This window comes from Hymenobacter metallilatus (assembly GCF_003944705.1).
Lineage (GTDB): Bacteria > Bacteroidota > Bacteroidia > Cytophagales > Hymenobacteraceae > Hymenobacter > Hymenobacter metallilatus.
Genome location: NZ_RWIS01000007.1, coordinates 232516 through 257440, shown reverse-complemented (window position 1 = coordinate 257440; position 24925 = coordinate 232516). Strand labels below are relative to the sequence as shown.

Annotated in this window: 19 protein-coding genes; 10 read left to right on the top strand and 9 right to left on the bottom strand. The window is 60.9% G+C overall.

Translation table 11 applies throughout. The features are described 5' to 3' along the window. The first annotated feature begins 36 nt into the window (after positions 1-36). Positions 37-3264, top strand: a complete 3228-nt coding sequence (locus EI290_RS12515; protein WP_125430665.1) for an efflux RND transporter permease subunit — start codon at positions 37-39, stop codon at positions 3262-3264. A gap of 305 nt (positions 3265-3569) precedes the next feature. Here EI290_RS12515 and EI290_RS12510 read toward each other — a convergent pair whose 3' ends face one another. Then, a complete protein-coding gene (locus EI290_RS12510) occupies positions 3570-4496 on the bottom strand; it encodes a WD40/YVTN/BNR-like repeat-containing protein (RefSeq protein ID WP_125430662.1) in 927 nt (308 codons plus the stop codon). Positions 4497-4814: 318 nt separating this feature from the next. Between EI290_RS12510 and EI290_RS12505 the strand changes: the two genes are divergently transcribed. The 3 genes from EI290_RS12505 to EI290_RS12495 all read left to right on the top strand — a co-directional run bounded on the left by EI290_RS12505 (position 4815) and on the right by EI290_RS12495 (position 10667). Then, positions 4815-6173 carry an SWIM zinc finger family protein gene (locus tag EI290_RS12505; protein WP_125430659.1) on the top strand — a complete coding sequence of 453 codons (1359 nt, stop codon included), beginning with the start codon at positions 4815-4817 and terminating at the stop codon, positions 6171-6173. Positions 6174-6446: 273 nt separating this feature from the next. Further along, the gene (locus EI290_RS12500; protein WP_125430656.1) at positions 6447-9512 is read left to right on the top strand and encodes a DUF6493 family protein; all 3066 of its coding nucleotides are present in this window, start codon (positions 6447-6449) and stop codon (positions 9510-9512) included. A 258-nt stretch (positions 9513-9770) separates the two neighbouring features. Then, positions 9771-10667: an alpha/beta hydrolase gene (locus tag EI290_RS12495; protein WP_221766258.1), complete on the top strand. Its 897-nt coding sequence runs from the start codon at positions 9771-9773 to the stop codon at positions 10665-10667. Here EI290_RS12495 and EI290_RS12490 read toward each other — a convergent pair. Further along, a complete protein-coding gene (locus tag EI290_RS12490) occupies positions 10664-10969 on the bottom strand; it encodes a hypothetical protein (protein WP_125430650.1) in 306 nt (101 codons plus the stop codon). The genes EI290_RS12495 and EI290_RS12490 overlap by 4 nt on opposite strands. Before the next feature lie 199 nt (positions 10970-11168). Here EI290_RS12490 and EI290_RS12485 point away from each other — a divergent pair, with 199 nt between their 5' ends. Beyond that, positions 11169-11687, top strand: coding sequence for a YMGG-like glycine zipper-containing protein (locus tag EI290_RS12485; protein WP_125430647.1), 519 nt, complete (start codon positions 11169-11171; stop codon positions 11685-11687). Between the two features lie 100 nt (positions 11688-11787). Beyond that, complete coding sequence (locus EI290_RS12480; RefSeq protein WP_125430644.1) at positions 11788-12255, top strand: nuclear transport factor 2 family protein; 468 nt, start codon at positions 11788-11790, stop codon at positions 12253-12255. A 132-nt stretch (positions 12256-12387) separates the two neighbouring features. On the opposite strand, the gene EI290_RS12475 is transcribed toward EI290_RS12480, so the two are convergent. Both EI290_RS12475 and EI290_RS12470 read right to left on the bottom strand, forming a co-directional pair. Continuing rightward, on the bottom strand, positions 12388-12795 hold the full coding sequence (locus EI290_RS12475) for a DUF779 domain-containing protein (RefSeq protein WP_125430642.1): 408 nt from the start codon (positions 12793-12795) through the stop codon (positions 12388-12390). A 148-nt stretch (positions 12796-12943) separates the two neighbouring features. Beyond that, positions 12944-14470, bottom strand: coding sequence for an aldehyde dehydrogenase family protein (locus EI290_RS12470; RefSeq protein ID WP_125430639.1), 1527 nt, complete (start codon positions 14468-14470; stop codon positions 12944-12946). 261 nt (positions 14471-14731) lie between these two features. On the opposite strand from EI290_RS12470, the gene EI290_RS12465 reads away from it, so the two are divergent. Together EI290_RS12465 and EI290_RS12460 are read left to right on the top strand one after the other, a co-directional pair. Continuing rightward, entirely contained in the window at positions 14732-15652 is a 921-nt protein-coding gene (locus EI290_RS12465; RefSeq protein WP_125430636.1) for an AraC family transcriptional regulator, read from the top strand. A 396-nt stretch (positions 15653-16048) separates the two neighbouring features. Then, positions 16049-17272, top strand: coding sequence for an MFS transporter (locus EI290_RS12460; protein WP_246008940.1), 1224 nt, complete (start codon positions 16049-16051; stop codon positions 17270-17272). Here the strand turns inward: EI290_RS12460 and EI290_RS12455 are convergent. The 5 genes from EI290_RS12455 to EI290_RS12435 all read right to left on the bottom strand — a co-directional run bounded on the left by EI290_RS12455 (position 17269) and on the right by EI290_RS12435 (position 21596). Next, on the bottom strand, positions 17269-17700 hold the full coding sequence (locus EI290_RS12455) for a hypothetical protein (protein WP_125430633.1): 432 nt from the start codon (positions 17698-17700) through the stop codon (positions 17269-17271). The genes EI290_RS12460 and EI290_RS12455 overlap by 4 nt on opposite strands. Positions 17701-17901: 201 nt before the next feature. Continuing rightward, positions 17902-18768 (bottom strand): dTDP-4-dehydrorhamnose reductase, encoded by an 867-nt coding sequence (gene rfbD, locus EI290_RS12450; RefSeq protein ID WP_125430630.1) that lies wholly within the window; start codon positions 18766-18768, stop codon positions 17902-17904. Between the two features lie 204 nt (positions 18769-18972). Continuing rightward, positions 18973-19917 carry a TIGR03915 family putative DNA repair protein gene (locus tag EI290_RS12445; RefSeq protein WP_125430627.1) on the bottom strand — a complete coding sequence of 315 codons (945 nt, stop codon included), beginning with the start codon at positions 19915-19917 and terminating at the stop codon, positions 18973-18975. A gap of 119 nt (positions 19918-20036) precedes the next feature. Beyond that, positions 20037-20225: a hypothetical protein gene (locus tag EI290_RS12440; RefSeq protein ID WP_125430624.1), complete on the bottom strand. Its 189-nt coding sequence runs from the start codon at positions 20223-20225 to the stop codon at positions 20037-20039. Positions 20226-20327: 102 nt separating this feature from the next. Then, positions 20328-21596 (bottom strand): putative DNA modification/repair radical SAM protein, encoded by a 1269-nt coding sequence (locus tag EI290_RS12435; protein WP_125430621.1) that lies wholly within the window; start codon positions 21594-21596, stop codon positions 20328-20330. 212 nt (positions 21597-21808) lie between these two features. Here EI290_RS12435 and EI290_RS12430 point away from each other — a divergent pair, with 212 nt between their 5' ends. Beyond that, complete coding sequence (locus EI290_RS12430; protein ID WP_125430618.1) at positions 21809-23716, top strand: BamA/TamA family outer membrane protein; 1908 nt, start codon at positions 21809-21811, stop codon at positions 23714-23716. A 198-nt stretch (positions 23717-23914) separates the two neighbouring features. Next, a complete protein-coding gene (locus tag EI290_RS12425) occupies positions 23915-24754 on the top strand; it encodes a CvfB family protein (protein WP_125430615.1) in 840 nt (279 codons plus the stop codon). The last annotated feature ends 171 nt before the right edge of the window (positions 24755-24925 follow it).

The following is a 24925-nucleotide window of genomic DNA, read 5'->3' as shown; positions in this document are numbered from 1 at the left end:
CCCGAGGAGAGGGGGCCGGGGGTGAGGTCCACCGCTATGATTGCAGAAACCTTTATCCGGCGTCCCGTCACGGCCATTGTCACCTCCCTGGTGATTGTGCTGGTGGGCGTGCTGGCCATCCTGAATTTGCCCGTGGGGCAGTACCCGGAAATTACCCCGCCCACGGTATCGGTGAGCGGCACCTACACCGGGGCCGACGCCCAGACGGTGGAGCAGACCGTGGCCACGCCCGTGGAGGTGCAGGTGAACGGTACGCCCGGCATGACTTACCTGCAAAGCAACAGCACCAGCAACGGGCAGATGAGCATGACGGTGAACTTCGAGGTAGGCACCGACATCAACATTGCCGCCCTCGACGTGCAGAACCGCGTGAGCATTGCCCAGCCCACCCTGCCCCAGGAGGTGCAGCGCCTGGGTCTGATTGTGCGCAAGCGCAACCCCAGCATTCTTATGCTGGTGGCGCTGTACGCCCCCAAAGGCACCCACAACACTACCTTCCTCGACAACTACGCCAACGTATTCGTGAAGGACGCGCTGCTGCGCACCAAAGGCGTAGGCGACATCGTGAGCCGCGCCGACGACTTCTCGATGCGCGTGTGGCTCAAGCCCGATAAGCTCAGCCAACTCGGCGTAACGGCCCAGGAAGTAACGGCCGCCATTCAGGAGCAGAACGCCCAGATTGCGGCCGGCTCCATTGGCGCGCCCCCGGCCCAAACGGGCCAGACCTTCGAGTACATCGTGTTCGTGAAGGGCCGCCTGACCAACACCGAGGAGTTTGGCAACGTCATCGTCAAAACCCGGCCCCAGGACGGCTCGGTGGTGTATCTCAAGGACGTGGCCCGGCTGGAGCTGGGCAAGTTCAACTACGCCAACAACTCGTTCGTGGACGGCAAGCGGGCCGCCTACCTGCTGGTGTACCAGGCCCCCGGCGCCAACGCCCTCGAAACCTTCGAAAACGTGAACACCACCATGGAGCAGCTGAAAAAGCAGTTCCCCGCCGACCTGGAATACGTGGTGCCGTTTGAAGCCGCCTCGGTGGTGAAGGTGTCCATTGAGGAAGTGCTGCACACGCTGGTAGAAGCCCTGGTGCTGGTAATACTCGTGGTGTTTCTGTTTCTGCAGAGCTGGCGCTCCACGCTGATTCCGGTGCTGGCCATTCCGGTGTCCATCATCGGCACGTTCATTATGTTCATTCCGCTGGGCTTCACCATCAACACGCTCACCATGTTCGGCTTCGTGCTGGCCATCGGGATTGTGGTGGATGACGCCATTGTGGTGGTGGAAGCCGTGGAGCACAACATGAACGAGCGTGGCCTCTCCCCCCTGGAGGCCACGCTGGCCGCCATGCGCGAAATTTCGGCCCCAGTTATTGCCATTGCCCTCATTCTGGCGGCGGTCTTCGTGCCGGTGGGCTTCATCCCCGGCATCACGGGGCGGCTGTACCAGCAGTTTGCCATCACCATTGCCATTTCGGTGATTATCTCGGCTTTTGTGGCCCTCTCGCTTACGCCGGCGTTGTGCGTGCTGCTGCTCAGGCCCCACAAGCGTGATGATAATTCGAAGGGGCTTGACCGGTTCTTCTATAAGTTCAATACGTGGTTTGAGAAGGTAACCAGCAAGTACGGGGCCGGCGTGCAGCGCGGCATCAAGCACAGCCGCTTCGTGGTGGTGATTCTGGTGTGCATTATTGCCGGCACCGGGCTGCTGTTTGCCAAGAAGCCCGGTGGCTTTATCCCCACCGAAGACGAAGGCCGCATTATCGTGACCTTTAACCTGCCCGAGGCTTCATCTACGGAGCGCACCGTGAGTACGCTCAAGGAAATCATGAAGGAGCTGGGTCAGATTAAAGGCATCCGGCACTACGCCGGTCTGGGCGGCCTCAACGCGGTAAACTTCTCCTCCAAATCCAACAGCGGCACGGTGTTTTGCCAGCTGCAGCCCTGGGAGGAGCGCAAGGACAAGGAAGTGCAGCTGCAGGGGCTAATTGCCACCATTCAGCAGCGCCTGAGCCGCCTGAAGGAAGCCAACGTGGTGGTGATTTCGCCCCCGGCCATTCCGGGCCTGGGCAACACCGGCGGCTTCTCGTTTGTGCTCCAGGAACGCGAGGCCGGCGGCGACATCAAGAACTTCGACGCTCAGCTCCAAAACTTCCTCGGGGCCCTGCGCAAGCGGCCCGAAATTGCCGCCCCGTTCTCCTTCTTCACCGCCAACACCCCCGGCTACCAGCTCACCATCGACCGGGAGAAAGCCAAGAAGCTGGGCGTGTCCATCTCCGATATCGGCACCGCGCTGCGCACCTACTTGGGCTCGGCCTACGTGAACGACTTCACGGTGTATGGCCGCAACTTCCGCGTCGTGACCCAAGCCGACAGCATGTACCGCGGCGACATTCGCAACTTGGGCCAGTACTACGTGCGCAACTCCCAGGGCGGCATGGTGCCTCTAAGCGCCCTCACCACCTATCAGCGCACCGAATCGGCCCCGCTGATTTCGCACTACAACCTGTTCCGCTCGGCCGAAATCAACGGCAATGCCGCCCCCGGCTACAGCTCCGGCGACGCCATCAACGCCCTGAAGGAAACGGCCGCCCAGGCGCTGCCGGCCGGCTTCGGCTACGAGTTTTCGGGCCTGAGCCGCGAGGAGCAGCTGGCCGGCGGGCAAACGGTGTACATCTTCGCGTTGTCGCTCACGTTTGTGTTCCTGTTCCTGGCTGCCCTCTACGAAAGCTGGTCGGTGCCGTTCTCGGTGCTGCTGGCCGTGCCGCTGGGCGCGTTCGGGGCTATTCTGGCCCTGATTTTCCTGCCCAAGCTCACCAACAACGTGTACGCCCAGATTGGTCTGATTACCCTGATTGGCCTGTCGGCCAAGAACGCCATTCTGATCATCGAGTTTGCCAAGGAGCGCGTGGATAAAGGCATGCCGCTGGTTGATGCTACTCTGGAAGCCGTGCGCCTCCGCCTGCGCCCCATCGTCATGACCTCGCTAGCCTTCATCCTGGGCGTGCTGCCGCTGGTATTTGCCTCCGGGGCGGGCGCCCAAAGCCGCCAGACCATCGGCTGGACGGTACTGGGCGGGATGCTGTCGGCCACGCTGCTGGCCATCTTCATCGTGCCGGTGCTCTACGTGCTCATCACCCGCTTCGCCTACGGCAAGGAGAAGCTGGCCGAGTTGGAAGCCAACTACAAGCCCGACGAAGAGCACGGCGGCCCTCAAGAAGAAGGTCCTGGTGAAGGTGACCATTCCGCCGCCCCGCAACCGGCATAATATCTAGGCTAGTTCCCCTCCTTGGAAAATGTCGCGCATCAAGCGAGTGTGGGCTAGGGGTGGTTGACCTTGCGTTGGAACGATGCTAGAGTTAGTTCTAAAAACTGTTCAACGGATATCAACCACCCCTAGCCCACACTCGCTTGATGCGCGACATTTTCCAAGGAGGGAAACTAGTCTTTAGCTCTAATTCTCAGCTTAGTATTTTTAGCAAGTAAAAAGCCCCGGCAGCCCCTCGCTGCCGGGGCTTTTTTGGCCAACTCTATGGCGACAGTTATACTCTTTCCAGCTTTGCTTTCTTACCTTCAATACCGCTGTTGAAATGTGGACCCGACCTTCTGCCAGATTCCCCGGTAATTGAACAGCCATAGCCGCCCGCGCCCGTCGCACCGCAACCGGACCTGGTCCAGTTTGCGTTGGAGCCGGAGGGTATCAGCGGGCTGGTACGGGCCATTGGCAGTTAATAGGTAATCCGGCGAGTCACCGTAGGCGCTGCCTCGGCTAGTGAAATAGATGCGGCCATTGCAGGCGCACACATCCTCTACCTCATTAATGAAGGTAGTTATCCCCACTAGTTCCCAGCTAGTGTGCGTGCGCCTGAACAGTTGCCCCGCCTTCAGAAATTTGAATTGGTGTTGCGCAAAGTAAGAGTCATCCGAAGTGGTATCATTCACCGTATTGTCAAGCTCCGACAGATACTGCTTCGGCCGCCAGGAGCTACCAATTTGGTCCTGCAATTGGTACACTGTTCCGCCATTGGTAACTATCTGTAGCGGCTGGCCTGGCTGCGAGTAGAATGAATAGGGGAAGAACGTTTCAGGATTGAAATCATGCCAGAGCCACGTTTTCCCTAAATCAGGGGATAGCGCCAGCCGGGCATAATCTGCCTCGTGCATACCGGCCCATCTGTCCAAACCCCACAATACGCCCTGCTGGTCGATTGTCAGGCTGTTGAAATCCACGAAATCAACTGTGTGTTCTTCGTCGTGCAGGTGCTGCCAATGCCCGCCGGCATCAATGGTTAGAGCTAAGCCACCGCCATGTTTCACGGCTATCAGCGTGTCTTTCCCGATAGATAACAAGTCATTTACTGCCGCATCATTTTCCCTACCGGATAGCTTCTTAAAAATCAACGGTGTCTTGGCTGGTTCTGGCAGTTGCGGCAGCTCGTTTTCCTGACGCGCAGTACAGGCAGCCAGTAGTCCCCAAGTTATCCCCAACAGCTTATTCATAACTTAAGTACAATGCGTTATGCCGGACGTAGAATGTGCTGAATAGGTAATAGAACGTACCGGTCAATACTAAAATGTGTTTCACTGTTAAGTAATTGCAAATAACAAGGAACGAAAGCATCTCATGTCAATTATAGCAACCGGGACACCATTTCACCGGCTACTTCGCCAAGCCGTTTTACACTCCCTCGTTCATACTGTATGTGGAACTAATTTTTTTAGCCAATTACATCAGCCAAGCACACCAACTTCTACTAACTATATTAGTATTTGCCAAAATCATTCGTTTACTTGGCATCGTAATCAACTGCCATTGCTATGACTGATTTTGCATATGCCTACGCCCGGCCTTCGGCCCTGGAGGCGGGGCCCGAGGGCCAGGCCCTGCTGTTATCGGCCTTTGCGGAAAACGCTGCTGATGCGGCCGGTACGGCCTGCTTTTTCCGCGGCCGTTTGCGCGACTCCTGGCTGGCGGCCCGGGGCCTGAGCACGCTGGCTAAAGTGGTAGCCGCCCGCTTCGTGCCCCAGAGCGCCGTGCTGCGCGACCCCATTGTGACGGCCGGGGCCGGGCAGCTGCGGTTCGAGGCGTTTTCGTCGTGCAATGGCGTGTACGCCCGCCTCGACCTGGGCCCCGAGGCCCTGGACGGCGAGTTTCTGTGCAGCGGCACCACCAACGTCGATTTTAATGAGCCGATGGTGAATGCGCTGGCCCGCATTTCGCGCACCGAGTCGGTGCTGCTGTCGGTGGGCGAGCAGGAGGTGGTACTGGAGCGGGCCGCAGGGCGCGTGACGGAACGCAAAGTGGCCCTGCCGGAGCGCTGGATTAAAGGCCTGACCACCGTGCAGGCCTACCTGGCCCAGATGGAGGAAACATTGCGCCTCACCCGCCTGCAGGCCGTGCAGCTGGTGCAGAGCCTGCCCGCCGGGGCCGTCCGGCAGGATATGTTTCTGGTGCTGCGGGGGCCGCGGCCCGGTTTTGCGGCCGTAGCCAGCCCCGGCGCGGTGCGGGTGGGGGGCGTGCACCGGCTGCGGCTGCTGGAAGGCCTGCTGCCACTGTGCAAAACCCTGCGCGTGTACGCCGCCCCCAGCGGGCAGGCCGCGGCCTTCGTGCTGGAGTTGGGCGGCGGGCAGCAGTTTGTGCTGGCGTTGTCGGCGGATGCGTGGCGTGGGTTTTCGGGCGAGGGCAACCAGCTGGAAACCCTGGCCGAGGAGCTGCCCGCCGAGTGGGTGGCCGGGGCCAACGCCCTGTTCCGGGGCAACGAAACCTTCAACCCCACCCTGTTTGCCCTGGAGCACGGCCTCGCCCCCGACACCGTGGACCGCCTCTGCGCCAGCCTCTCGGCCATGGGCCTACTGGGCTTCGACCTGCTCGAAAACCAGTATTTCTACCGCCGCCTGCCCTTTAAAACCCAGCGCATTCTGAGTTTGAACCCGCGCCTGAAAAACGCCCGCGCCCTTCTGGCCGCGGCCGAGGACGTGCAGTTGGTCAGCATCGGCCCCGAGGGCCGCACCGAGGCCCGGGTGCGCGGCACCGGCGTATGGTACACCGTGCTGGTGGGCGGCCCCGAGCCGGCCCGCTGCACCTGCCCCTGGTACAGCGGCCACCAGGGCCAGCGCGGCCCCTGCAAGCACGTACTGGCCGCCCAGTTGCGCTTCGTGAAGCAGCCCAGCGCCTAGCCGGTCCCGCTGCCGGTCCGCCGGGCGCAGCCCGTCCGACCGGTTATCGTCCGCAGCCGTTGCCGCGTTTTGTTCCGGCATCAGCCCGCCGCCAACCGGCCCGCACGACTGCGCCGCCGGAGCGGGGTAGCACTTTCCCTCTCCTTTTTTGGATAGTTGAGTTTCGACCCACCGGGGGCCTGTCAAGGCGCCTGCCGTGGGCCGCCCGACCCGCCTGTGCCCTGCCATTCGCCTTTCCTGTCGTTTTCTCCGCCTTTTTTCAGCCCTTCCCCCATGTCTGCTTCCGCTGTTGAGTCGTTCGAGTCCATTATCCGCCACCAAACCACGCCCGCACTGGTGGAATTTCTGCTGCAGCTGCCCAAAACCGACGTGGTGGCCGTGCGCCAGCGTACCCGGCAGTTGCGCCGGGAACTGGAGGATTTCCGGCAGCAGCCCAACGGCAATTGGGGCCGGACCGGCACCGATGAACAGCTGTTTATGCTGCGCCTGGCCGGTCTGCGCACGTACTCACGCAAGGAAGCGCTGAGTCCCGGCTTCCAGTTCTGGAGCCTGCTCCCCGAGCAGCTGCCCCACTTTTGGGCCGTGGTGGAGCACACCCGCCCCGACTGGCTGGGCGACTTTTTCCGGCAGTGGGCCGACCGCAACGCCTGGAGTCGCCCGGCCTACCAGCTGCTGCGCGAGCTTGAGCACCGGCAGCTGCTGGCCTACGAGCCCCGGCTGTTTGCCGGAGCCGTGCCGGCCCTCCTGAGCGAGTGGGCAACTGAGCTCAGCCAGCAGGACCCTATTCCGGCCGACGCCCTAGCCGTGGTAACCGCCCGCCTCGCCGCCGACCCCACGCTGCTGACCCGCGACCTGCCGCTGGTATTCGACTTCGATACGGCCGTGGATGGCTTCCAGGCCCAGGTGCAGCCGCCCATGCCCGCGGGCTGGCGGCGGCTGGTGCAGGCCCACAGTTGGCACGACTGGCAGGAGCTGCACCCGCCCCAGCAGCTGCGTTGGCTGGACGTGTTCCGCAACCTCACCGAGCAGGGCCACTTGGCCCGGCCCGAGTTGCTCAACCGCTGCCTGCAGGCCCTACGCCGCGACTTCCGCCGCCCGCTGCTCACCTGGTTCCGCATGCTGTTTCTGGCCCTGCGCCCCACACCGGAGGAACGCCTGGCCCGGCAAACCGAGCTGGTGGATTTGCTGGCGCACCCGCTGCCGCTGGTGGTGAACTTCGCCCTGGAGCAGCTCAAGGACCTGTGGCAGCACCCCAATTTCGCCGCTGACCCGCTGCTGCTCTACGCTGAGGGCCTGCTCACCCGCCAGGATGTGCGCGCCGGATTGCGCACTTTGTTCGGGGGCCTGGAAAAGCTGCTGCGCCGTACTCCAGCCCTGGCCCCGGCCCTGGCTACGCTCAGCACTACCGCCCTGGCCAACGCCGACGCGGCCGTGCAGGAACGCGCCGCCCGCCTGCTGCATACCGTGCTGGGGGCCCGCCGCCCTTTGCTGTCGGCCGCCGAAGCCGCCGACCTCACCGCCAACCTCTGCCTCTACGCCGAGCTGCTGACGCCCCCGGCCCGCCAGCTTCTCGCCCCCTACCTGCCCGCTCCCGAAGCCCCTTCGGCCGCCGACCACTACGCGCCCCACTCCGGCTTCGTCCCCGATATTTCGCCGGCTACGGCTCTGGAGCCGGTGCGCGACTGGCACGAGCTGCTGTTTCTGACGGGCCAGGTGCTGCAGCAGCACGAGCCGGCCGCAGTGGAGCGCTGGGTGGAGGGGCTGCTGCGCATGCACGGCCAGTACCCGGCCGACTACGCCCGGCAGCTGCACCCCTACCTGGTGCAGGCCCTGCGGTGGCAGCTGAAAGGAAAATCGGAAGAGGAAACCCGGGCGGCGTTGCTTAATTACTCGTTCAACGACAGCCACAACGGCCGGCCCGAGCTGGTGCTGGCGCTGCTGGTTAGCTGGTACCTGGGCTTTCCGCGCCTGCTGGTGGCGCAGGTGCCGCTGCGGCCCCACACCTACAGCCGCCCCGACCCGCTGCTGCACCTAGAACAGCAACGCCTGGCCGCCGCCGAAGCCGCGTTGCAGCAGGGCCGGCCGCTGCCGTTGCTGAGCACGCCCAGCCACGCCCCGCACTGGGTGGCCCCCTCGGTGCTACTGCGCCGTTTGCTCGATTACGAGGAAGCCGGCCAGGAACCCAATGCCGCCGACCTCACCCTGGCCCTGGCCCGCACGGCCGTAGCCGCCCCCACCGATGTGGCCGAGGCCCGCCGGCTGCTCCCGCTGTTCCGCCACCCCGAGCTGCGCCCGTTGCTCACCGCCTTTCTGGGCCCCGAGCCCACCAACTGGGCCTTGCCCGCCTTCACCCGTCCGCCCCAGGAAAAACGCCTGACCGAGCGGCTGAGCCAGCTAATTCCGTTTCTGCGGCGGCCGGCGTCGGGGTCCGCCCCGGCCCTGACGGATGCTTTGCCCTGGCTGTGGGCCATAGCCGCCCGCACCCGCCAGCCCCAGGCCGAGCTACCCGCCTTGCAGGCCCTGGGCACCTACCCCGGTTTGGCCCAGCCCTGGCAGCCTACCTGGAAGCTCACGCCGAAGTCGCACACCTACTCCCAGACCTGGAACAAAGCGCAGCCCACCATCACCAACACCTGGACTGAACTCAGCGTGCAGGCCACCACGCCGGCCCGCTCCCTGCCTTCTGGGTTTCTACTCTACTCTCTGCATGCGGCCCCTGAGCGTCAGCACGAGTGCGCCCTGTGGCCCCTCACAAGCGCGCTGCCGTTCCTGCTCACCCTGCTGCCCAACCACCCCGACACCCTGCTCTGGCACGTGGTACAAACGGCGGCCCGCACCGTTGATAAGGAGGTCACCGGTCAGCAGGCATTGCAGGCCGTCCTCACCAGTTTGCTGGGTCCCGGGCCGGTATTTACGGAAGTGGCTACCCTGCTGCTGGCCCTGAGCCTCACGCACGCCGCCCCCACCACCCGTGCCCTGGCATTGGAAGTGGTGCTGGCCGCCATCGGGCACCAACGGCTGGTGCCCGAGGCCCTGGGCCGCACCCTGGGCCGCCTGCTGGCCGCCGAGTTTGTGCCGGTGCTGCGGCTGGCCGAGGCCCTAAGCGCCGCCCGCGCCATAAGCGGCCCCACCGATGATGCCCTACGCCAGTTGCTGGAAGCCCTGCTGCCCCTGCTGCCCGCAGTCCCCCTGCGCAACACGCGCAAGCTCATCGAAGCCTATGTGGATTTGCTGACCCGCGCCCGCCGCATTGCTCCCGAGACGGTGCAGCAGCAGTTCCACACCTGGAGCACCTCCGCCACCCTCAAAAAAGCCGCCACTTGCCTGGCCGCCGCTTAATCAAAAGCGGGGGAAAGATACGGGCTCGTCATCCTGAGCGGAGCGAAGGACCTTACCACGTGTGAACGATAATTGTGTCAACGACTCGTTCTGGCGTGATAAGGTCCTTCGCTCCGCTCAGGATGACAAACAAGTGTTGTTACTTGGTTTAAAAAGCAACAGGGTAAAGCCCACTGCCTATCTTCACCGCTGTCGGCCCGTATGCATTGTGGGGCGGCGTGGCATGTCATGAAAAAGCTGCTTTTCCTGCTCTTGTGTATGGGACTTTCTTCCGCGGGGCTTCAGGCCCAAACATCCCCGGAATGGCCGCTGTACCCCGGCCCGGTGCCTAACTCCCGACCCAGCCAGGTGCAGGAGGTGGTGGAGAAGCAGCCGAATGGCAGCATCCGTATTTCTCAGGTCGTCCAGCCCACGCTCACCGTTTTCCGGCCCACGCAGCCCAACGGCACGGCCATCATCATCTGCCCCGGTGGCGGCTACACCCGTCTGGCTATGGACCACGAGGGCTACGATGTGGCCCGCCACCTGGCGGAATGGGGTATTACGGCCTTTGTGCTGAAATACCGCCTGCCCGATGCCGCCAGCCAGCTGGACAAATCCACCGCCCCGCTGCTCGATGCCCAACAGGCCGTGCGGGTGGTGCGGCAGCGCAGCCAGAAGTACGGCCTAAACCCCGCCCGTATCGGGCTGATGGGCTTTTCGGCGGGCGGGCACCTGGCCGCAACGGCCGGCACTATCCACCGCGTGGTGCCGGGCAACCCGGCCAGTACGTCCAGCGCCACTTCCGCCGCCCCCGATTTTCTGATGCTGCTCTACCCGGTTATCAGCTTCTCTGATAGCCTAGCGCACCTGGGCTCCCGCACCAACCTGCTGGGCGAGCATCCTACGCCCGCGCAAATCCGCCTCTACTCCGCCGATGAGCAGGTAACGGCCCGGACGCCGCCCGTTTTCTTGGTGCACGCTCAGGACGACGAGGTAGTGAAAGTGCAGAACAGTCTGCGCTTCTACGAGGCCTGCCTGCACCACCGCGTGCCCGTGGAAATGCACCTGTACCCTAATGGCGGCCACGGCTTCGGTATGCCTAACCCTACTACCCCCGATGCGTGGATGGATCGGCTGCGCAACTGGCTGCGGGCCGGGGGCTGGCTCCGTTAAAGTAAATCCTCCCAACCGGCTTCCTGTCCAGTCCACCACACCGCAGTGCCCAGCGGAATGGGTTCAGGTCCTTGCTGAGCGAGTAACAGTACCCGGGTTTCCGGCTCGTGTGGGCGGGATATTTCTTCCACGCTGGCTACAACGGAAATCTGATGGCCGCCGGGGAAACGTAACTGTACTTTCAGCGCGGTGTGCAGGGCGAAGCGTTGCAGTTCCGGAACCGGATTAGCGGGTAGCAACAAGACTCCCAGCCCCGTCAGCGAAAAACTTTTCAGCACCTTAAAGAGTATTTTCTCCTGCATGCTGGCCAGTACGCAAAACCGGCTCTAATAGTCATTTAAAGCCGGTTTTGAATAAAGCAGTTTGCTTCTGCAACGCCACCTGGCCCTAGCTTTTTTGCGGTAAACCCGCAGCCGATTCTGGCCGTATTGGCATGGTGCTTGCAAAACCACATTCAGGGTCACAACACAACCGGCCCGTTGAACCTAAATTTCTCTCGACATGAAAAAGGTAAGTTTGCTTCTCGCCCTGGTTATGTTCTTTACCACCATTGCCAGCAGCTTTGCGCAGGACCGCAAGGTTAGCTCCAGTGCCAAAGGCGCCATCATTGGCGGTCTGGGTGGCGCTGCCGCTGGTGCCCTTATCAACAAGAAAAACCGCGTAGTAGGTGGGGCCGTGGGTGGTGTAGCCGGTGGTGCCATTGGGTACAGCATTGGCCGCAACGCCGATAACAAGCGCCGCGCCGAAGCTGCCCGCGTAGCCGCCGCCCGTCGCGCTGAGGCCCGCCGCGCCGCTGCTTACCGCCAGGGTATTGCCCAGGGCCGTAGCCAGGCCGCTGCCCGTGCCGCTGCCGTGGCCGCCGCCCCTGCTGCTACCACCCCGGCCATGATGAGCAGCTTCTCGGCTCCCGGTGCTGCTCCTACCGCGTTGGCTATGAGCTCGGCATACCTGCCCAACACGGCTTACGGGGCCCGCGACGCCGCTTACCCGACTTCGGAAGTTCGTCGTAAGAGCTGGTAATCCGGTTTCCTTCGTTAGCTTCAAAGCCCAGGCCCCCGGGCCTGGGCTTTCTGTTCCCCTTGCTTCTCTCCCGTTCAGCCCTCACCTAACCTCTGTTCCCATGAAACCCATTTTTGGTTTTCTGCTGGCCGGCACGCTGCTGGCCTCCTGCTCCGCGCCCAAGGCCGAAGATGCCGCCGCTGTAAACGTGCAAAGCCTCAACCAACAGTTTATTGGGGCCTGGAACGCAAAAAATACCGCGCAGCTAGACACCTTGCTGGCCGACGATGTGCAATATGCCCAAGGCGCCACGCGCTTCAACGGTAAGTCCGAAGTATCGGATAAGTGGGTACGAGCCACACTCGGCACCATTTCTAATCTGAAAACCTACACGACTTCCACCGGCACCGATGCCAACACCGCTTACGAAGCGGGCACCTTCTCTACCGACGTAGAGCCCGAAGGCCCCGGCCAACCCCGCGGCGAAGGGGAAGGCAACTTCATTCTGCTCTGGAAGAAAAACAAGAAAAACGCCTGGAAGCTTAGCTACGTGCAGCTCGAAGGCCTGCCCGTGAAAGTGGCTAATTAGGACCACTGATTACATAAATGCTCAGCGGATTACACGGATTTTGCAGACGATTCGCTTGACATTACGTTAGAGCAAAAAGCCCCCGCAGCGTAGACTGTGGGGGCTTTTTGTTGTCATACTTTCTGCATCAGCTTAGCCAGGCTGCCTGGTCAGATATTGCTCGCCATCATACACCGGGGCCATATTCTGCTCTTCCTCCTCGGTGAACAGCCGGGAGCGAATCAGAAACCGGACGCCCAGCGGGATTTCCAGCGAGAAGCTGGCTCCGCGGCCCTTCACTACATCCACAGTAAGCTGCGTGTGTTTCCAATACGCAAACTGCGAGGCGCTCATGAAAAAGTCGCAGCCATGAATCTGGCCCAGCCACACATCGTTGGTGCCCACCCGGAACTCGCCCTTGGCGAAACACATGGGCGAGGAACCGTCGCAGCAGCCGCCGCTCTGGTGGAACATCAGCGGCCCGTGCTCCTCGCGCAGCAGGTCGATGGTAGCTTCGGCGGCGGGCGTTACCAGTACGCGCGGAGTGGGTTCGGTAGGCATGAGTGGAGTGATGAAACTAAAAAAACTGTCATCCTGAGCACAGCGAAGGACCTTATTGCATTTGAACGACTGCCGTAACGGCGAAATGTTCTCGTGTGGCAAGGTCCTTCGCTGTGCTCAGGATGACAGATAATTACCAGTCTAAGATTTAAAAGAAGCCCAGTTTCTGCTGGCTGTAGCTGATGAGCATATTTTTGTTCTGGCGGTAGTGGGCCAGCATCATCTTGTGATTTTCGCGGCCGAAACCGGAGGCTTTATAGCCCCCGAAGGGCGCGCCGGCGGGGTAGTCGTGGTAGCAGTTTACCCACACGCGGCCGGCCTGAATGGCGCGGGGCACTTCGTACAGCTCGTGGGCGTCGCGGGTCCATACGCCGGCCCCCAGGCCGTAAAGCGTGTCGTTGGCAATGGCTATGGCTTCCTCCACCGTTTTGAAGGTGGTTACCGATACTACCGGCCCGAAGATTTCCTCCTGGAAGATGCGCATCTTGTTGTGGCCCCGGAACATGGTGGGCTGGATGTAGTAGCCCTCGGCCAGGGCCCCGTCCTCCTGCTGGTAGGCGTCGCCGCCGCAGAGCACCTCCGCTCCTTCGGCCTTGCCAATTTCCAGGTAGCTCAGGATTTTCTCGAACTGGTCGTTGCTGGCCTGGGCCCCCATCATGGTTTCCATATCCAGCGGGTTGCCCAGCTTAATGGCCTTCACGCGCTGAATCACCCGCTCGATAAACTCGTCGTAGATATCCTCCTGAATGAGCATACGCGAGGGACAGGTGCAGATTTCGCCCTGGTTCAAGGCAAACATCACGGCGCCTTCCACAGCTTTATCGAGGAAGTCGTCGTCGGCGTCCATCACGCTTTTGAAGAAGATATTCGGCGACTTACCGCCCAGCTCCATCGTCACTGGAATCAGGTTTTCGGCGGCGTACTGCATAATCAGGCGGCCCGTGGTGGTTTCGCCGGTGAAGGAGGCCTTCTGAATGCGCGGCGACGAGGCCAGCGGCTTGCCGGCTTCCAGCCCGAAGCCGTTTACCACGTTCACCACCCCGGCCGGTAGGACGTCTTGCAGCAGCTCCATCAGCACCATAATGGAGGCGGGCGTTTGCTCGGCGGGCTTCATCACCACGCAGCAGCCGGCGGCCAGGGCCGGGGCCAGCTTCCAGGTAGCCATCAGCAGCGGGAAGTTCCAGGGAATAATCTGCCCTACCACGCCCAGGGGCTCGTTGATGTTCATGGATACGGTGGTGGCGTTCAGTTCCGTCACGTTGCCTTCCTCAGCCCGGATTACGCTGGCGAAGTAGCGGAAGTGGTCTACCACCAGCGGCAGGTCGGCCAGGGTGGTTTCCCGGATGGGCTTGCCGTTTTCCACGCATTCCACGGCGGCCAGGTGGGGCAGGTTTTCCTCGATGAGGTTAGCCACCTTGTTGAGGATATTGCTGCGCTCCGTGGCCGAGGTTTTGCCCCAGGTTTTGAAGGCTTCGTGGGCGGCGTCCAGGGCCAGTTCAATGTCCTCCTTTGAGCTGCGCGCTACCTTGGTAAATGCCTGCCCATCAATGGGTGAAATATTCTCGAAGTACTGGCCTTTAACTGGTGGCACCCACTTGCCCCCAATAAAGTTGTCGTAGTGTGACTTAAACTTGGGTCGGTCGACGAGTGTGGTGGGTTTTTCCAGGGTTTCCATTTCGTAGTAGAGTTGGGGTTGGTGGATGCGGCAAGCTAGGCCCCGGCCTTACCAAATCAGGTCTACTATCGTCGCAATAAATTACATGTATTGTCGCAACTTGTAAGTACTCACTTACTACTTTCAGCAACTAATGGCTTCCGCCGTTGGTTGCACTTACTACCAGGCTATTGACTGCTACCTGAACAGTTTCTAGCTTTCCCCCGGCGCTCATCCGGGCAGTCACATCTGTTTTGCGGTCATCCTGTATTGTTCCCGCGTATGCCTTGCCTACCTTCTCCCGTTGCGTTGCGCCAGCCCGAGCAGCTCACCACCCTGGTTGAGAACCGTACGGTGTACACACTGGAAGCCTTTGAGCTGAACGTGTTTGAAACGCACCGCACGGCTCACCAGGTACCGCTCAACATGGGCCACGTGGTACTTACTACCATGTTACAGGGCAAAAAGGTGATGCACCTGCCAGGGCGGGCGGCCTTCGAGTATCTGCCCGGCGAATCGGTGGTGGTGGGTGAAAACGAAACCATGGTGATTGACTTTCCGGAAGCCAATGAGCAGCACCCCACCCAATGCTTGGCCGTGGCCATTCCCACCGATACTATCCGGCAAACGGTGGATTTACTCAACGAGGAGTACCCCAGGGCCGAAGCCTCCCTGCCCTGGCAGCTGGATATGCAGGACCACGCCCACTTCCAGAACACGCCCGAGCTAACCAGTGCCCTGGAGCGCCTCGTGCAGCTCTCCCGCGACACCGGCCGGGTGAAAGATGTGCTGGCGGGCTTCACCATTCAGGAAATGCTGGTGCGCCTGATGCAGACCCAGGCCCGGCAGCTGCTGTTCCACAACTACCAGCAGCACGCCACCTCCCACCGGTTCGCGGCGGTGGTGCAGTACATCAAGCAGCACCTTACCGAGCAGATTACCGTGGAAAAGCTAGCCGAGCTGGCCTGCATGAGCAAAGCCACCTTTTTCCGGGTATTTAAGCGGGAACTGGGCCTCACCCCGGTGGAGTTTATCATTCAGGAGCGCCTGCAGGAAGCCAAACGTATGCTCCGCAACCCGCTTTCCAAGGTAGCCGACGTATGTTTTCGGGCCGGCTTCAACAACACCGCGTATTTCCAGAAGCTGTTTAAGCAATACGAAGGCATCACCCCCGGTATGTACAAACGGCAGCTACTGGGGTAATCCGGAGTATGAGGGTTGGAGGGTGTGAGGGCATAAGGGCGCGAGGGTATAAAAGAACGTTCTGCTGAGCATGTGGCGCCTCAAGCCAGGGTGCGCAGCCGTAGTCGAAGCATCTTTACCGCTTTGTTGCAATGCTAAATACATACTCCCGGTAAAAACGCTTCGACAAGCTCAGCATGACAGTCATTACGCCGGCAGAATGATTCGGCTTCGACTCCACCTCTGGCTACGCTCAGCATTACGCTCCTTACTGCATTAGCACACTACATTATCACGCTACCCAACACGTCCGGCCAGGGCAATCTGTGGGCCAGCCGCAACCTTCCGGTGCATTTAGTGGTTTTGGCTGCTCACCCACGCACCGCCGCACGCTCCGTACGGCGGTTTTTGCTTTTCATGAGAGAATCTGCTGTTGAGCTCGAAACACGCCCCCTAGCCCCGGCCCCAGCTACCCGAATGGCTCCCGGCCTGGTGTGGCTGATGGCCCTGACCTGCGGGCTGGTAGTAGCCAATATCTATTACAACCAGCCACTGCTGGCCGAAATCGGGCGCACGTTTGGGCTGTCGGAAAGCCGGGCCAGTCTGGTAGCTACTATTACGCAGGTGGGCTACACGCTGGGCCTGCTGCTGGTAGTACCTCTGGGCGACAAACGGGAACGAAAAAGCCTGACGCTAGGGCTGCTGCTGTGTTCGGCCGTGTGCATGGCAGGGGCAGCCATTGCGCCCTCTTTCGCCTTGCTGGCCGCAGCTAGCCTGCTGATTGGGCTGTTTTCGGCGGTGCCGCAGCTGCTTATTCCCATGGCGGCGTCTCTGGCCTCGGATGAGCAGCGGGGACAAGTGGTGGGCAAAGTGATGAGCGGCTTGCTGATTGGCGTGCTCCTTTCCCGCACGGTGAGCGGATACGTGGGGGCCCATTTTGGGTGGCGCACTATGTATTGGGTGGGTGCAGGCCTCATGGTGCTGCTCACCGCCGTGCTGGCCCGCAGGCTACCGCACAACCAGACCCAGTTTGTAGGTAGCTACGGCAGCCTGCTCCGCTCCCTGGGCACGCTGGTGCGGGAGCTGCCGGTGCTGCGCCGCTCGGCCCTGGTGGGGGCCTGCATGTTTGGGGGCTTCAGCGCCTTCTGGACCACGCTGGTGTTCTTCCTGGAAAGCCCCGCTTACCGCTATGGGGCCGAGGTGGCGGGCCTGTTCGGCCTTATTGGGGCCAGCGGAGCCTTTGCCGCTTCCTTCGCCGGCAAATCGGCCGACCGCAAAGGGGCCGACTACGCCCTGAACCTGGGGATTCTGCTGTTTCTGGGGGCTTACGTGCTGCTGGGCTTCGGCGGCACCTACCTAATTGGGCTCATTGCCGGGGTGGTGGTGCTGGATGTGGGCCAGCAGATGACGCATATTTCCAACCAGACGCGCATTTTCAGCCTCCGTCCCGAAGCCCGCAGCCGCCTCAACACTGTGTATATGACGGCCTGCTTCATCGGGGCCTCCGCCGGCTCCTTCCTCGGCGGCCTTGCCTGGGACCATTTCCAGTGGCCCGGCGTGTGTGCCGTGGGCCTGGGCTTGGTGATACTGGCGTATCTGGCGAATCGGTTTTATGGGCGGCCGGGCTCGGCAGTAGCCTAACCCTTGCTAGCGTAGTATAGCAGCTCGGCTTCCGGAAGACTCAGGCCATCTTTTTCGAATAAGAGGGTCAGCTTCGTTTCGAAAGCCGGAACGGAAATATCCGCGTACCAGCTGGGAGGCACTGTCGGCACTTGCTTCTGCAGCTCCGTCAGCACAGCAAGCCACTGCGGCGTCGACTCGGAAAGCGTCAGGCGCGGCGCATCTGCCCAAAACAGGTCAAGACAGATTTCGTCGGTGGTATAAACGTCTACTTTGTAGCCAAAAGCCGCCGTCAGGTTTCGCCACGCAAAACGACGCGCTGGCAGGTCTGGATTTTCCCGTACCAGCAAACCGTCTTCATACACGCTTATCCGCTCCAGCAACGCATTGTCCAGCTCTTTCCGGATAGTGTGCCCCCGCTTACTATTTGGGTCTACGAACAGATTCATGGGAGTAAGTAACTGGTAGACACTGAAAGCTCCTCCACTGCCAAACAAGACAACGCACAACCAGAATTCCAGGGAAGTGTGTTGCTCTAGCATCCAGACTGCCACTCCCACAAGTAGGAAGCACCCACCTATACGCCAGAATTGGCGGGCCTTACTCTCCCAGATAATCCGACGGCCTTGGTACAGTTCCGGCATTGGGACTTAGCATTGCTCCCCCAGCCGCGCCATGCACACTTTCAGGCTTTCGCGCCAGTGCGGAATGGTAAGGCCCAGCGTGGTTTTCGCTTTGGTTTTGTCCATCACCGAGAAGGCGGGGCGGTTGGCTTTGGTGGGGTACTCGGCGGTGCGGATGGGCACGGTGCGGGTAGGCAGGCCGCCCAGCTCGAAAACAGCCACCGCGAAATCGTACCAGGAGGTAACGCCCTCGTTGCTGTAGTGGTAGATGCCGTATTCGGTGCTGCCCGTCTGGATGATGTGGAGCAGAGCCCCAGCCAGGTCGATGGCGTAGGTGGGCGTGCCCAGCTGGTCCCAAATCACGCGCATTTCTTCCCGCTCCTTGCCGAAACGCAGCATCGTTTTCACGAAGTTGTTGGCGTACTCCGAGTACAGCCAGCTGGTGCGCAGGATGAAATACTGGCTGGTATGCGGCAGAATTACCTGCTCACCCTCCAGTTTGGTAAGGCCGTACACGCTGATGGGCTCGGCCGGGTCGGTTTCGGTGAGGGGCTGGTTGCCGGTGCCGGCAAACACGAAATCGGTGGAAACGTGCAGTAGCGTGGTGTGGAACTCCCCGCACAGGCGGGCCAGATTCTCTACCCCGTCCCGGTTTACGCGGCGGGCAATGTCCACCTCATCCTCGGCCTTATCCACGGCCGTGTAGGCGGCGCAGTTAATGATGTAGGCCGGCCGGTGCTGAGCAAAAACCGCCCGCAGTGTCTCCGTGTTGAGAATGTTAGCCTGCTCTTCGGGCAGAAACACGATGTTGGAGATTCCGCGTTGCGTTGCCACGTACTGCAGACACTGGCCCAGCTGACCGGCGCCACCAAAAACGAGAATGCTCGAGCTCATACAGAGAGAAATTAAGACGCTTGTCATTCTGAGCATGTGGCGAATTAAGCCAGTGCCGAAGGACCTTATCACGTTTGAACGATGCTTAGGTTAGCAATTCGTGCTGACGTAACAAGGTCTTTCGACACTGGCTTAATTCGCCACATGCTCAGGATGACAGGTTAGGATGATATGAGCGCAAATTACGCCTTTCCTCCTGCTCTCCTACTCCGTTACTGCCGCACCGGCTCCCAGGGCCGGGCCACCGGGCTGCACGGGGCGCTTGTTGCGGATGGGCTCAAAGCGTTGCTCCCGGGGTTGCTTTTCGCTCAGATACTTCCAGTAGCGTAGCGGCATGTGGCGGCGGTGCAGCTTCATATTCTTGCGCTCCGGAATGTTCACATGGTCGAAATACGCCTGCCAGAGCAGCTTGTACAGCGGCTCCCGCTCATCCAACACCGTAGCCGATACGGCCGTGCTGCGCTGGGGCATGGCACCGCCGTCGAACTGCACAATGTCGGTGCGGTGCAAATCGTAATACAGGCCGTAATGCCGGCGCCGGTCATATATCAGCCAGCGCTGGTCGGCGTAGCGTTTGGTGAAGTGAGCGGCAATAAGCGGCAGCACATCGAAATCCGGCTCAATGGTGGCGTGAAACAGCCCATCCTGGGTTTTCTCGAAGCGCACAAAAGCCTCCATGCGGTGCTTTTCGCGGTACATCTGCTGGGCCAGGCGCTGCACCCGGCGCACGTTGTCGTCGGCGTAATGCTCCGAGATGTCGCGGCCGGCGCGCATGGCCAGGTCGGCGTAGCGGAAAATAACCAGCTCCCGGTCGGGCTGCTCGCTTAAAAAGGTATGGAACAGCCGGGTTCGGGCCTCCGCATCCATATACTGTAACAGGCCCTTCCACACCCGGGCGGCGGCGGCTTCGTTGGTTTCCACCTCTACAGGCTGCACAAACAGCCCGCCCTGCACTGCCCCGGTTGGCTGGATGCTGTTCGGAGCCGCCTTCCGGTCGTACACCGTAAAGAGTACCGTCAGCAAGCCCTCAAATGTGCCGTCATAGGCATAATCGAGGGGGACATTGCTAAGCGCGGGTACCACCCGCCGGGCCGCCGGGGCAGCAGCCACCACTGGCACCGAGGAAGCCGAAAAACGAGAAATAGCCATGCGTAAATTGATTTTGCATAAGAGCTCTTACACCGCCAGGCAGCGGGGCAGCCGAAGCATCTCGCATACTGACGCCCTCCTACCGGTACACCGGCCCGGAGCGACGAAACCGTGGTGACTCAGGCAGCTTCCGATGACTGCGCCCTTTTAGCAGAGGTGCGGGCCGTTTCGCGGTGCATTTGCTGCACCAGGGGCAGCAAATCCGAGAGCTTGCAGCAGCAGGCCACCCGGGCCACTTTTATAGACTGAGGAAGGCTAGTGCCAGCAGCAGTGGCCGGCGCGTCGGCGGCGCGGTGAGAAACAGTCATGGTAGTTGAGTTTCTAGTTACTGGTTGCTGGTTATCAGTTACAGGTTTTTAGCAGTGAAAAGATTCTTACTAACAACTAACAACCAGCAACTAACAACTCGTTTATGAGGCTTGGGCGAAAAGATCTAACTGTTGAGTAACCAGAGCAGAACGGACAGAGCCCGAACCAAACAGAATCTGGCGGCGGATGGTCTGCTCGTCGTAGTCGCGCTTCTCCAGGGCCTGCCCCCGGCAGGTCAGGAAAAACTTGGCCCGCTTGAGCACTACCCCAAACTTGTGCAGGTGGTCGAGGCTGAGCGGCCCGAAGCGGCGAGCGGCTACAATACGCTTGGCCGAGCGCGCCCCCACTCCCGGAATCCGCAGAATCATCTCGTAGTCGGCGGTGTTAATATCCACCGGAAACACCTGGCGGTTGCGCAGGGCCCAGGCCAGCTTGGGGTCAATTTCCAGGTCCAGGAACGGATGCGCCGGGTCCAGAATTTCGTCGGCCTGAAAGCCGTAGAAGCGCATCAGCCAGTCAGTCTGGTAGAGGCGGTGCTCCCGGATCAGGGGCGGATGCGTCACCTGGGGCAGGCGGGCATCGTCGGTAATCGGGATGTAGCCGGAGTAGTACACCCGCTTCAGGCCGTAGCCTTTGTATAGCGAGTCGCTGAGGTTGATGATCTGCAGGTCGTTTTCCTGGGACGCGCCCACGATAAGCTGGGTGCTCTGGCCGGCGGTGGCAAACGGCGGCACTTTCTTGAACAGGGCTTTTTCTTCCTTATTCTGAATGATACCGTCCCGAATCTGCGCCATCGGGGTCAGAATTTCCTCGTAGTTCTTCTCGGGAGCCAGCGTAGTCAGGGCCATTTCTGAAGGCAGTTCGATGTTCACGCTCAACCGGTCGGCATAGAGGCCGGCCTCCTGGATCAGCTCCTCCGACGCGCCCGGAATGGCCTTCACGTGGATGTAGCCATTGAATCGGTGCTCGGTACGCAGCTTTCGGATGATGCGCACCAGCCGCTCCATGGTGTAGTCGGGCGAAGAGAAAATGCCGCTGCTCAAAAACAGGCCCTCGATATAGTTGCGGCGGTAAAAGTTCATGGTCAGCTCCACCACTTCATCCACGGTAAAAGCGGCCCGCTTCACGTCGTTGGAGCGGCGCGACACACAGTAGGCGCAGTCGAAGATGCAGTGATTGGTGAGCAGTATTTTGAGCAAGCTCACGCAACGACCATCCTCAGTATAGCTGTGGCAAATACCCATACCCTCGGCATTGCCCAGTCCTTTATCCTCGTTTTTGCGCTTGCCGCCGCTGCTGGAGCACGATACATCGTACTTGGCGGCATCGGCCAAAATACTTAGCTTCTCCTGAATGCGCTGGTCGTTCATAGGGTGCTTTCTCGGCTTAAAAATAGAAGTTTACGCCTCATGACGCAACATCTTACAAGGCTAATTTTATTAGAATTGTTCCCGAATTCAGAAGGTTTACTTACCCGGCCGCTCTGCCCACCGTAGCCGCCACCACCGGGCGGCAAGTGGTGGCTGGTTGCTTGCAGCTTGCGGCCCGGTGGTTGTATCTTGCCAGACCTGGTGTTGCCTGCATGATGAAGTACCTGTTGTGGCTTAGTGGAGTTCTGTGGTGGTGGACCTGCGCGGCAACGGCAGCGGCCCAGACCCCGGCTATACCTCCCCCTGATACCACCCACCTGGCCCGCACCCGCCCCGACTCCCTGCGCCGCCGCTTTGATCAGGAACGGGTGCTGAATGGGCTGAAAGCGTATACCAAGCGCAAAACCATTGCCGGCAAAGCGGCCTCAGCCCTGTTCAATTTTACGGAGCGCCGCGAAGACCGGGCCGGGCTGGATGTTACCCTGCTGGACCGGCAGTTCGATAAGCACAACTATAAGGTGGTACGCCGCATCAGCATTCGTACACTTGATGCGTTTGGCTTCAGCATTACCGATACCACCCGGGTGCCGCGCAACATCCTGGAAAAAGCCGGCAACACCCTACACATCAAAACCACCAAGGCACGGGTGCGGCAGGTGCTGTTGTTCCGGGAGGGCCAGGAACTGGAGCCTCAGGCCTTGGCCGAATCGGAGCGTCTGCTGCGCCAGACCGCCGAGCTGCTCGATGCCCGCGTGTACGTGAATGAGCGCACTACCACCGCCGACAGCGTGGACATTCAGGTGGTAACCAAGGATATTTTCAGCATCAGCGGCTCCATTCAGCTGCGCGACGTGCAGGCCGGGGTAATTGGCCTGCGCGACGTGAACTTCCTGGGCCAGGGCCACCAGTTTCGTAACCGCCTGGAGTACGGCCGCCGCGACGAAGGTCCGCAGGCGCAGTCGTGGCGCTACCTGGGCAGCTACCTGGTGCCGTTCCGCAACTTTGTGTACGGGCAGGCCCGCTACCTCAACGAAACCCGCAACCGGGAGGCCGGCGTACGGTTTACCCGCGACTTTTACTCGGTGAACACCCGCTACGCCGGCGCCATCAGTTACGACTATTTCGACCGGCTGGTGGCCATTGACGGAGACGGATCGGAGGAGTACCCCTACATTTTCCGGCAGCTGCGCTACAATGTGCAGGATGCCTGGGTGGGCCGGGCGCTACGGCTGAAAAGCTATGATTTGGGTTACGAAAACCCCGGCCGCATGATTGTGTCGGGGCGCGTTATCCGGAGCAGTTTCAGCAAGAAGCCTACCGACGACTATCAGAGTGCCGATTTGTTTCTGGGTACAATTGGCTACAGCGTACGGCGCTACTATAAGGATAAGTACCTGTTTGGCTTTGGCCGCACCGAGGATATTCCGACGGGCACCCTGGCCAGCCTTACCACCGGCTACGAGTTCAATGAGGCCGATAACCGCCGCTACTACGGCTTCCGCCTGGCCTACGCCGGCTACCACCCGCAGCGGGGCTACCTGTACCTGAACGGGGAGTTTGGCTCGTTTCTGCGGGGGCGCGACAACGACTGGCAGCAGGGCATTATCAATGGGGAGCTGCTGTACTTTACGCGCCTCTACCACACCGGCAACTACCAATGGCGGCATTTTCTGTGGCAGCGCAACAGCATCGGCCTCAACCGCCGCCCCGGCGAGCAACCCCTGGCTATTGATGGGGAGCGGGGCCTGCGCGGTTTTCAGCCCGACGGGCTGCTCACCGGCACCAGCCGCGTTACGCTCAACTACGAGGTAACCATGTTCACGCCGGTTTCCTTTCTGGGCTTCCGGATGGCAGCCCTGGCCTTTGCTGATGTGGCCTGGCTAAACGCGCGCACTCTCAACCGCACCCTACCCTTTTCTGAGGCACCCTACACAGGCTTTGGGCTGGGCCTACGCTTCCGCAACGAGTACGCCGCCCTGCGCACCTTCCAGATTACGTTTGGTTTCTACCCCCGGGGTATGACCTCGCCCAACGGTATCCGCATCTTCGAAAATGCCCGCGCCTACTATGACTTCTCCGACTTCAGCTTCGGCCAGCCCGGCATCGTGCGGTATCAGTAAATCACAGATGTACGCAGATTTTTCGCAGATTACCCAGATTCGGGTAGTCGTCTGCTTGTAGGCGGTTAGTTCCGTTATGGGAGCCTTGTTCTCCCCAACGCCCGCATAACCCGCTGGGGCCTGCGTACCTTTGCCGGGTAGGCGCTTACACTAGCATCAGCGTAATCAGCGAAAAAATCTGCGCCCATCTGTGATTCTATGAACCTTGGTGATTTCAACGACCTGGAAGTAGCCCGTGAGGTGGATTTCGGGATGTACCTGACTTCCGACGACGGCGACCTGCTGATTCCGCGCAAGTATATTCCGGCCGGTACGCTGGTGGGCGACGTGTTGCGCGTATTTGTGTACCGCGACTCGGAAGACCGCCTGATTGCCACTACCCTGGAGCCCTACGTGCGCGTGGGCCAGTTTGCCGCCCTTACTGTGCGCGACGTGTCCAGCACTGGAGCTTTTCTGGACTGGGGACTGGAAAAGGATCTGTTTCTGCCCTACCGCAACCAGCGCCGCAACCTCCGTCCCGGCGAGCGGGCCACGGTGTTTGTGTACCTCGATGACACCACCGACCGGCTGGTGGCCTCGGCCAAATGGGAATGGTTCCTGCTTAATGAGCCCTTTCCCGGCAAAGTCGGGGATGCCGCCGACCTGTTCGTGGCTGAGGAAACCGACCTGGGGTATAAAATGATTGTAGACGGCACCCACCAGGGACTGGTATATCATAATGAGGTGTTCCGGCCCTTGCGCCTGGGCGATGTGCTGACCGGCTACGTGAAACAGGTGCGCCCCGACGGCAAGCTCGACCTGAGCCTGCAGAAACCCGGCTACGATGAGGCCCTGGCGGCTTCCGAAACCCTGCTCTCCTACCTGCGCAGCGCCCCCAACGGCCTGTTGCCCCTCGGCGACAAAAGTGAGCCGGACGATATCTACCGCCGGGTGGGCATGAGCAAAAAGGTGTTCAAAAAGGCCCTGGGCGCCTTGTATAAGCAAGGGCTGGTGCAATTGGCCCCGGAGCATACCCAGCTGCTTAACCAGGGCGAATAAGAGCAGTGCAGGGACCCGCTGGCAGCAGCGCGGGCCGGGTTCTTCTGCGGAGGAGCCCGGCCCGCGCTGCTGCCAGCGGGTCCCTCTTTCGGCCCAGGCAACGGCAGGAGGCGTTGCCTCATCTGTTACGGTAGGCAGCGTTTGCCGGGGCTGGCACGTACACGCATTCCT

What these genes read in the sequence shown, in the direction of transcription:
- EI290_RS12445 (WP_125430627.1), bottom strand. Translation starts at nt 19,917, where the DNA reads ATGGCTATTTCTCGTTTTTCGGCTTCCTCGGTGCCAGTGGTGGCTGCT.
- EI290_RS12490 (WP_125430650.1), bottom strand. Translation starts at nt 10,969, where the DNA reads ATGCAGGAGAAAATACTCTTTAAGGTGCTGAAAAGTTTTTCGCTGACG.
- EI290_RS12515 (WP_125430665.1), top strand. Translation starts at nt 37, where the DNA reads ATGATTGCAGAAACCTTTATCCGGCGTCCCGTCACGGCCATTGTCACC.
- EI290_RS12480 (WP_125430644.1), top strand. Translation starts at nt 11,788, where the DNA reads ATGAAACCCATTTTTGGTTTTCTGCTGGCCGGCACGCTGCTGGCCTCC.
- EI290_RS12440 (WP_125430624.1), bottom strand. Translation starts at nt 20,225, where the DNA reads ATGACTGTTTCTCACCGCGCCGCCGACGCGCCGGCCACTGCTGCTGGC.
- EI290_RS12500 (WP_125430656.1), top strand. Translation starts at nt 6,447, where the DNA reads ATGTCTGCTTCCGCTGTTGAGTCGTTCGAGTCCATTATCCGCCACCAA.
- EI290_RS12460 (WP_246008940.1), top strand. Translation starts at nt 16,049, where the DNA reads ATGAGAGAATCTGCTGTTGAGCTCGAAACACGCCCCCTAGCCCCGGCC.
- EI290_RS12465 (WP_125430636.1), top strand. Translation starts at nt 14,732, where the DNA reads ATGCCTTGCCTACCTTCTCCCGTTGCGTTGCGCCAGCCCGAGCAGCTC.
- EI290_RS12510 (WP_125430662.1), bottom strand. Translation starts at nt 4,496, where the DNA reads ATGAATAAGCTGTTGGGGATAACTTGGGGACTACTGGCTGCCTGTACT.
- EI290_RS12430 (WP_125430618.1), top strand. Translation starts at nt 21,809, where the DNA reads ATGATGAAGTACCTGTTGTGGCTTAGTGGAGTTCTGTGGTGGTGGACC.
- EI290_RS12495 (WP_221766258.1), top strand. Translation starts at nt 9,771, where the DNA reads ATGGGACTTTCTTCCGCGGGGCTTCAGGCCCAAACATCCCCGGAATGG.
- EI290_RS12475 (WP_125430642.1), bottom strand. Translation starts at nt 12,795, where the DNA reads ATGCCTACCGAACCCACTCCGCGCGTACTGGTAACGCCCGCCGCCGAA.
- EI290_RS12505 (WP_125430659.1), top strand. Translation starts at nt 4,815, where the DNA reads ATGACTGATTTTGCATATGCCTACGCCCGGCCTTCGGCCCTGGAGGCG.
- EI290_RS12435 (WP_125430621.1), bottom strand. Translation starts at nt 21,596, where the DNA reads ATGAACGACCAGCGCATTCAGGAGAAGCTAAGTATTTTGGCCGATGCC.
- EI290_RS12455 (WP_125430633.1), bottom strand. Translation starts at nt 17,700, where the DNA reads ATGAATCTGTTCGTAGACCCAAATAGTAAGCGGGGGCACACTATCCGG.
- rfbD (WP_125430630.1), bottom strand. Translation starts at nt 18,768, where the DNA reads ATGAGCTCGAGCATTCTCGTTTTTGGTGGCGCCGGTCAGCTGGGCCAG.
- EI290_RS12425 (WP_125430615.1), top strand. Translation starts at nt 23,915, where the DNA reads ATGAACCTTGGTGATTTCAACGACCTGGAAGTAGCCCGTGAGGTGGAT.
- EI290_RS12470 (WP_125430639.1), bottom strand. Translation starts at nt 14,470, where the DNA reads ATGGAAACCCTGGAAAAACCCACCACACTCGTCGACCGACCCAAGTTT.
- EI290_RS12485 (WP_125430647.1), top strand. Translation starts at nt 11,169, where the DNA reads ATGAAAAAGGTAAGTTTGCTTCTCGCCCTGGTTATGTTCTTTACCACC.